Genomic DNA, 5,026 nt, shown 5'->3' on the forward strand with positions numbered 1-5,026 from the left:
GACCTTCATGAATACAGACTTTGGCTTCATGCGCTTCAAATTGATCAGGGGTTAAGAAACGCACATCGTTGGTCGCGACCACCGGTAAGTCTTTTTCTGCTGCTAAAGCTGTAGCTGCCCGGATAAACCGCTCTTCATCTTCTCGTCCGGTACGAATCAACTCCATGTATAAACGGTCAGGAAACAATGTCTGCCAGAAGTTAAGCTGCTGCTCAATTTCATCTTTCTGATGATTGAGTAAGGCTTTACCCAAAATACCTTCACGACCGCCAGATAAACAAATCAGTCCATCAGTTTGGCCTTGCAACCACTCAGCTTCCAGCATCGGTACACCGAGGTGCTGGCCTTCCATATAGGCTTTTGATAACAGGCGTGACAGATTGTGAAACCCATCCAGGTTCATACACAGCAACACAAACCGCGTGCTTTGCTTGGCGTCATTCGGATCACGCAAACGCAGATCGGCACCTAATATCGGTTTCACACCAGCCTGCATCGCCGCATTAAATAATTTCACCGCCGCGAATAAATTATGATGATCGGTGATCGCAATAGCAGGCATGCCTGCATCGGCCACTTGCTTGACCAAGGGTTTGACTCTGACTAAACCATCAACCAGTGAATAATCAGTATGCAAATGAAGATGGACAAACGATTTTGGCATTAATGTATTAAACCTATTTTCTGTGATTAATTTAGCGAGGGAACTCAACAGGGCCTGGAATTCTATCGCCCAGTGTCTGCCCTACAATCGACTCAGCTTCTGCATGGCCTTTGGCAAAGGCTTCTTCCTGACTCATCGCAGGGGAATAAGGTGACGCTTTTGGTACCCCATTCTGACCTCGTTTTATATAAAGCGTTTGGGTTGGAAACGCAAACTCGATTTCCATTTGATGTGCCAATCTCAGAACATCCAGTAAAAAACGATGGCGTTCTCGAAGCTCGGTGTTCCAGTCCGGTGTCGCCCAAAACACATACAAGAGAATATCTAATGAAGCGGCACCATAATCGTTAAAGTAGACTTGGTAGAGGTCTTTACGCATATAGGGATGCAACTGAATAATGCGTCGAATACCCTCACAAAAACCTTCAATTTTTTCTGGTGGCGTATCGTAGGTGACTGCTAATTTTGTCAGCATACGACGATAACGACGCGCGCCCATATTATCAATTTTGGTGGTGGTTAATATGGAATTAGGCATGGTGACTAATGAGTTATAAAAGGTACGGATTCGTGTACTACGAAAACCAACTTCCTCCACCATTCCTTCGATATCACCAATGACAACCCAGTCACCGATATGAAAGGGACGATCCATCAGCACAGTTAAGGAACCAAAGAAATTACCCAATAAATCTTTAGCGGCCAATGCAAATGCTAAACCACCGAGACCGAGACCCGCTAATAAACTAGTGACATCAATATTCAGATTATCGGCGGCAAATACGATTCCCATCACGACCACAAATACTTTCATACTCTTCGTGATCATGGGTACTAATAAGTCATCGTACTTGGTCTGCGTTTTGCTCACGCGAGCCGTCCAATAGGCATTAAAAATATCGACCAGTCTGAACGCACTCCATATGCCCGAGATCGACACTAACAGTTTCACCGCCACCAACAAAATCAACAGTGCCGTATCAGGTAAACCCAGTAAATTCAGACCTGACCACCACATCAGAGCCATGGCCATTAAACCTAGGGGACGTAATACATCGTCATCTAATTCTGTGTATAAGGCATGTTTCTGTTTACGGCGTTTGATATGCAGTTTTAATAAAAATGCCAGAGATTTGTCTGCAATAGATCCGATAACAATAATCAGAAATAAGCCAATCCATTGCCAATATTCTAATAAGAAACCAGTCCTCAGAAATTCCGGTATATCTGATCGTAATCTGACACTGACGGGTAATGACACTTTTGCTGAAGACTTTTCAACCAGCTCTTTGTTGTGACTGAGTTCATTGAAAATATCAGGAATGGCTTCAATAGATTCTGGACTGAATAACCAATCACCTTGCTCATCAAGCTTAAGCACAATATTGCCATTATCTGTTCTTAGATAGGTATATTGCTTGCCTTTCGGATTTTCAGGAATCTCACTGACTTTTGGCGTCTTGGCGATCTGAATAATATTGTATAGCAGGCGTGCCGTTTCGCGACCACGCTCCGTTCGTATAAGCGGACTGACATTGGATAAATCAAAGGTCGAAACAGCGTGTTCGATCGCACTATTATCCCCTTCAGCCACTTTATCCATCGCTTTGATAAAGTGTTTTACCGTGATTCGGGGCTGAGTCAGATTAAGCTTCTCAACCGTGACATCAACAGGTTTTTCCTGGCTCGATGAACTCTGCATGCCGACAATAGCGGCAGGATTAATTCCGCCGCCAGCGTGGACTGACAAGCTCCATATCATCAAAAAGAAAAACAACGACCTCGTTATCATGTGAGATTTAACTCCATCTCAGGATCAGGTGCGTAATCCATCACGGTTTGCACAGCCTGTTTCCATTCGGCACTTTGTTGTAATTCATGACGAGGCGTCGAATGCCGACCATGCAGGCGCATCAAACGTGCGTTTCTCAACGGATCAGTCGCGTCTTTCAGGCCATCAATTACCTGCTCAACACTACCGGGATTATTGCATACCAGCACCATATCACAGCCGGCAGATAACGCTGCTTCGGCTCTTTCCAGAGGGCCTCCCATAATAGCAGCCCCTTCCATGCTCAGGTCATCGCTCAAAATGGCACCCTGAAACTGTAGTTTACCGCGTAGCATGTCCTGCAACCAAAACGGTGAAAAACAGGCCGGTAGTTTGTCATTATTTTCGTAAACAATATGTGCAGGCATAATGCCTGCCAGCTCAGTTTGACATAAACGGGTAAATGGCAACATATCGGCCTGCAGCATATCTTCCAGATGACGGCTATCAACAGGCAAGCCAAGATGTGAGTCGACTTCTACTGCGCCATGACCTGGAAAATGTTTTCCTACCGCCGACATCCAGGCGCGTTTCATACCCTGAATATAAGCACGAGCGATGTCCGTTACCGCTAACGGATCACGATGAAAGGCACGATCGCCAATCACCTGACTAACGCCATAATCTAAGTCCAGTACAGGTGCAAAACTGAAATCAACACCAACCGATCTTAATTCTGCAGCCATTAACCAGCCGGTTTGCTCTGCTCTTTCCAGCGTCAATTTTGGATGCTGATGATATGCCTTACCTATGGCAGCCACAGGTGGTAAACGACTAAAGCCCTTTCTGAAACGCTGGACACGACCGCCTTCGTGGTCGACAGAAATCAGCAGATGCGGTTGTCTCAGCTGATGGATGTCGTCACATAAACGGGTAATTTGCTCGACTGACTCAAAATTACGACTAAATAAAATTACCCCGCCGACCAGGGGATGTTTAAGCATTTCTTTTTCTGTTTCGCTCAGTTCAGTGCCGAGCAAATCGACCATCAAGGGGCCTAATGCCATAGTGATTTAACCTTATTCGTGGATCCAGACTTTAAGACCAGGGTGAACCTGATCAAACAACGTCACTACGTCCTGATTACGCATACGCACACACCCATGAGAGAGTGCCTCCCCCATCGGTAACTCATCAGGACAACCATGGATATAAATATAACGGCGCATTGTATCAACATTTCCCAGTCGGTTTTTACCGACTTCCATGCCGCTGAGCCAAAGAATTCGAGTCAGGATCCAGTCACGATTAGGAAATTGCGCTTTTAAGGCTGCATTGAAAATTTCAGCCGTAGGACGACGCCCGACAAAAACACTATTGATGGGCTGATTATGGCCAATTTTTGCACGGATCAGATGCCAGCCACGCGGTGTACAACCACTGCCATTCTGCTCACCGGGACCATTTAGCGCTGTAGAAACAGGCGCTTCAAACAAGACTTTATCAGCCTGACGCAGCCAGCAATGTTGCTGTGTCAGTGATATATCCAGCCAGGCTTCATTATCTTTAATCACATCCGAGTTCATCATTCTTTGGCAGAGACTGACTGTTCATTATGCGATAACAACTGGGGATCATCTTCTTCCTCTATGGCTTCAACAATCATGGTCAACGGTTCAGTTTCGTAATCACGTTCAATCGTTTCCAATTGTGGCAATGATTTGCTGACTTTCGTTGATAACTGACCAAAGCGATCCACTTTGCCGTATAAGCCCTGCTTCCCTGCCACACCTTTGATGACCTGATTATATTGATTACTAACTGTGCCCAAAGTATTGCCCAATTTTTGTAATCGTTCAGCGACAATCGCCACCTGATTGTAAATATCCCCTGCTTTTTCGCTGATTTCCCGAGCTTCAGCATTACTACGTTCCATCATCCACAAATTAGAGACCGTTCTCAGAATCGGTATTAACGTGGTGTGAGACACCAGTACAATGCTTTTTTTATAGCCATACTCAAACAAATCCTTGTTATTTTTTAATGCCTCAATATACGCAGGCTCAATTGGCATAAACATCAACACAAAGCTGGGACTTCGCATGCCGACCACATTGGTGTAATCCTTTGAAGCCAAATCATCAATATGTTTACGCACCGCTCTGACATGATCCGCCATCGCCAAGCTGTATGATTCTGGTGTGTCTGCTGACACCGCACGGTCATAAGCGTTAAGGGAGACCTTACTATCAATAATGATGTGTTTATTATCTGGCAGTTTAATCAAATAATCCGTTTGTTTCTGTTTGCCTTCAGCATCTTTAAATGCTGTCTGTACTTCAAAATGTGCATCTTCAATTAAGCCACTCATTTCCAGAGTCCGTCTTAGTTGCGCTTCACCCCAGGCACCACGTTGCTGAGAGTCGCCTTTTAAAGCGGAAGTCAGGTTGTGGGCGTCTTCACTCATTTTCAGGCCAATATCCAATACTTTTTTAATCTCAGCATTCAGATTAGTATTGCCCTTGATTGACGCATCATGCACTTCGTTAATCCGTTTCTGGAACCCTTCAATCTGCTCACGAAAAGGTTTC

The 5,026-nt window shown here is 45.0% G+C and carries 5 protein-coding genes; all 5 read right to left on the bottom strand.

Features of this window, described 5'->3' with window-relative positions:
- Positions 1 to 664 (bottom strand): PHP domain-containing protein (locus tag B4K20_RS07920; protein ID WP_289282499.1); only part of this gene is annotated, 664 nt, incomplete at its 3' end.
- 31 nt (positions 665 to 695) lie between these two features.
- Complete coding sequence (locus B4K20_RS07925) at positions 696 to 2,456, bottom strand: mechanosensitive ion channel family protein (protein ID WP_289282500.1); 1,761 nt, start codon at positions 2,454 to 2,456, stop codon at positions 696 to 698.
- Entirely contained in the window at positions 2,453 to 3,502 is a 1,050-nt protein-coding gene (gene nagZ / locus B4K20_RS07930; RefSeq protein ID WP_289282501.1) for a beta-N-acetylhexosaminidase, read from the bottom strand. Before nagZ ends, B4K20_RS07925 begins: the two co-directional genes overlap by 4 nt.
- 12 nt (positions 3,503 to 3,514) lie before the next feature.
- Positions 3,515 to 4,024, bottom strand: coding sequence for a L,D-transpeptidase (locus B4K20_RS07935; protein ID WP_289282502.1), 510 nt, complete (start codon positions 4,022 to 4,024; stop codon positions 3,515 to 3,517).
- Positions 4,021 to 5,026 (bottom strand): DNA recombination protein RmuC (locus B4K20_RS07940; RefSeq protein WP_289282503.1); only part of this gene is annotated, 1,006 nt, incomplete at its 5' end. The genes B4K20_RS07935 and B4K20_RS07940, both read right to left, overlap by 4 nt.

The organism is Methylophaga sp. UBA5088, assembly GCF_002414625.1.
GTDB classification, from domain to species: Bacteria; Pseudomonadota; Gammaproteobacteria; order Nitrosococcales; family Methylophagaceae; genus Methylophaga; species Methylophaga marina.

Bases quoted from the DNA above. Each gene is read 5' to 3' on its own strand.
- nagZ (WP_289282501.1), bottom strand. From the start codon at position 3,502: ATGGCATTAGGCCCCTTGATGGTCGATTTGCTCGGCACTGAACTGAGC.
- B4K20_RS07925 (WP_289282500.1), bottom strand. From the start codon at position 2,456: ATGATAACGAGGTCGTTGTTTTTCTTTTTGATGATATGGAGCTTGTCA.
- B4K20_RS07935 (WP_289282502.1), bottom strand. From the start codon at position 4,024: ATGATGAACTCGGATGTGATTAAAGATAATGAAGCCTGGCTGGATATA.